Genomic DNA, 2,051 nt, shown 5'->3' with positions numbered 1-2,051 from the left:
GTGACTCGCAGAGCGTCGGGATTCCAGGACCGGACCGCAGCGACTCCCGGTCTCATCCGTGTCGATCCATCGCCGGATCGACGTGCAACGTCACGACTGTCCCCCCCCGACGGAATCCCCCGATACGTCCGGGTCGGGACGATAGCAGAAAGCGACAGGCATCGGTGGTACACGAGGTACGCAACACGTGGTGAAGGTTCGCAACGCCGTCAGTTACTGGCCGCGTTGCGAACCCGATGTTGCTGTTGCGTACCTACCGACTGTTCCCGTGCTGACGCGACGGCTGGCGTGCTGCGCGGAATCGTTCCCGCAGCGGCGGAGGGCGCAAAAGGTCGACTGCACCGGATCCCGTGAGGAGTCCACGATCGCACGGATTCTCTACCAGACGTTTCATGAGTGTGAACAGAGTGTTGGGCTCCACAGCGAGTTGATGAACCATCACCGCAAACCTGTTGACTCCGTCGGGACGGGTCCGGAGGTCTTCTGCCGTCGGTGAAACGGTGAAAAGGTCGACTACCGGATACTGTGCGGACCCCAAGCGGACGCCGAGATCCCCGACCTCGATACGCTCGATCTCGTTCCAGGGAATGAAGTGATCGATCACCTGCGCATGAGTCAGAACTCGTCTACAGACCCGCCTCCGGATACCCCCGCGATATATGTCGAGTCGCGTGTCCGATCGGACGGCCAGAAGAAACACCGCCGTCGCAAAGCAGACGAGTACCAGAACAATCAAGAAGGGAAGCCCCTCGCTCTCGGTTCGACCGTGTGGGAGAAGGCTTTCGCCGGACCGATGTGAAACCGCGATCGCTGCAGCGAGACTGTAGGTTCCGAGTGCGAGTGCGGTACCGACGACAGTCGAGATTCCCCAACGACGTGTCGGTATCCGGATTCCAGCACCGTGCTCGGGATGATGGTGATGAACCACCAGCCGTGACAAGGCGAGATGACGGATTCCCGCTTCGTGGAAGCAGATCGGACTCGATAGGACGAGTCCGAGCGTGATTCCTGCGAAACCGACGGCGGCTAGGACATCATCCTGTGTCCACTGTTGCAGCGTGAGTGCAGCGAAGACAGGCACCAGCGCAATCATGAGTACTGAGATCAGCATCACCACGACTTGGAAGTGCTGTGGCCACGGCCAATGGATGGCACACGCATTTCCAGGTGGCTTGTCCGGCTTCATCATGCGTGACCTGAAGGGCGCTGAGCGCCAAGTGAATAGATTGCTCAACGCCATAGTCCTTGTAATCCTCTCGAGACACCCAGCCCAATCGCGGCACCGAGCACGGTCCCGGCAACAAGACCTACGCCGGTTCCCACGCCCGGTGCGATCAAGGACCCTGCCACTCCTCCGACAAGTTTGCCCACACCGGAGTCGATCCTGTATCCAAATGCAGCGCCAATACTCTCGGTAACGACTGCTTCGGCCGGGTCCATTCCGGTCTCGATGTCGTTCGAGATCGCGGGGATTACTCCTAATGCTGCTCCCACGGGCCCAATTCGAGACGCAATACGGCCGGCAACGTCGTCCCCGGACGCTGTCGCAGCACTCTTCAGTTCCTCCTTCGTCGAGTCTGCGGTCAACCCGATAGTGGCTCCCGCTATAGAGGCCGGCCAATCCGGAGGCCAGAACGAGAACTCACCGTCCTCCGTCTGCACGACCTTCCCCGCACCGCGGCATCCCTGGCTGCTTCGAGTACCGCAACGGCGGTGATTCGATCGGCAGTTTCCGTCGCTGCTCGCGACGCCTGTTCGAGAGCGCCGGTGACGGCGTGTGTCAGTTCCGCTGCTTCGTGTTCGAGGCGGACGCGGGCTTCGGCGACGGCTTCGGCCTGCAGCATCGCCGAGAGGATGCGGATCTGGTCGGAGGGGTCGACGGTGCCGTCGTGGTGCACGGTGAACCCGGACTGTTCGGCGCCGGTCACCACCGACACGAGGAGCAGGCGGGCACCTTCGACGAGCCACGCGCCGGTGCGGTACGCCTCCGCGACCTGCAGTAGCGCTTCGGCGATGGCGCTGCCCAGCGAGCGTTCGCGGACCACTCGCGT

1 protein-coding gene and 1 pseudogene are annotated in these 2,051 nt (G+C 62.1%); both read right to left on the bottom strand.

From position 1 onward, the window contains the following. Window positions 1–253 precede the first annotated feature (253 nt). Window positions 254–1,189 carry a hypothetical protein gene (locus tag R1101_RS30425; protein ID WP_147290698.1) on the bottom strand — a complete coding sequence of 312 codons (936 nt, stop codon included), beginning with the start codon at window positions 1,187–1,189 and terminating at the stop codon, window positions 254–256. Between the two features lie 415 nt (window positions 1,190–1,604). After that, window positions 1,605–2,051, bottom strand: a pseudogene (locus R1101_RS31200) (hypothetical protein); the annotation flags it as partial.

Source organism: Rhodococcus sp. R1101, from assembly GCF_000278445.1.
Taxonomy (GTDB): Bacteria; Actinomycetota; Actinomycetes; order Mycobacteriales; family Mycobacteriaceae; genus Rhodococcus; species Rhodococcus gordoniae.
Note: the sequence above shows the minus strand (reverse complement) of the source record. Positions and strands in the feature narration are given on the sequence as shown.